At 71.5% G+C, this 845-nt stretch carries 1 protein-coding gene; it reads right to left on the bottom strand.

Annotated features, from left to right (window positions below; genetic code table 11):
• Window positions 1-259 precede the first annotated feature (259 nt).
• On the bottom strand, window positions 260-845 hold a 586-nt coding region (locus R1101_RS0124645; RefSeq protein ID WP_037225236.1), incomplete at its 5' end, for an FAD-dependent oxidoreductase.

Below are 845 nucleotides of genomic sequence, written 5' to 3'. Positions count from 1 at the left end.
GCGCCGAGCAGCGCGGCATTGCCGGCGGGACTCCTCAGGAAGGCGTACTTCGAAGGCCCACGTACCGGTGCGGCCGTCCCCTCCGGCGCGGGCGAGGTCTGCGACTCGGCGTCGGGCGAGGCAGGGGACGACATCGGTACGGTTCCTCCCCCGTGGACGTGGATGCGCGGCGCGCAGATGCTGGCGAACGAGGACAGTTTAGTGGAGACGCGAGGCGCACTGCGCCCGGTATCGCCGCTCCCGCGGAAGTGCCCCCGTGTCACCGCGCGCGCGGAACACCGAGCCGTTCGGCGGCGAGTCTTCCGGACAACAGCACCGTGGGCACACCCACACCGGGCACCGTCGCCGAACCCGCGAGCACCACGCCGGGAACGGCCGGGTCGAGATTGCGTCGCCGGAACGGTCCGGTCTGGCGGAAGACGTGCGCGCTCGAGAACGGGCTGCCCGCCTGCATACCACGAGCGTGCCAGGTCGCGGGTGTGTCGATGTGGTCGACGCGGAACCCGTCCGTGATCCCGCCGTATCCGCGGCGGTCGAGGACGTCGAGCAGCTCGTCGCGATAGGGCACCGCGAGTTCCGCCCAGGCGAGCGGTGCGCTGTCGAGGTTCGGGCACGGCGCCAGCACCGACAACGGCTCGTGTTCGATGCCCTCGCGGGTGAACCGCAGGCCGGGATCGGACAGTGCGGGCCGGGTGATCAGCAGTGACGGATCGGACATCAGGCGGCCGCGTCCGCGGCTGCGGGTGATCTCGGCGAAGGTACGGTTCCATGCGGCGCCGAAGTCGATCACGTGGTGGTGTTGCGCCGCCCAGCCGCCGCTCACCCCGGTGGGGACAGATCCGTGC

This window comes from Rhodococcus sp. R1101 (assembly GCF_000278445.1).
Taxonomy (GTDB): domain Bacteria; phylum Actinomycetota; class Actinomycetes; order Mycobacteriales; family Mycobacteriaceae; genus Rhodococcus; species Rhodococcus gordoniae.
Note: the sequence above shows the minus strand (reverse complement) of the source record. Positions and strands in the feature narration are given on the sequence as shown.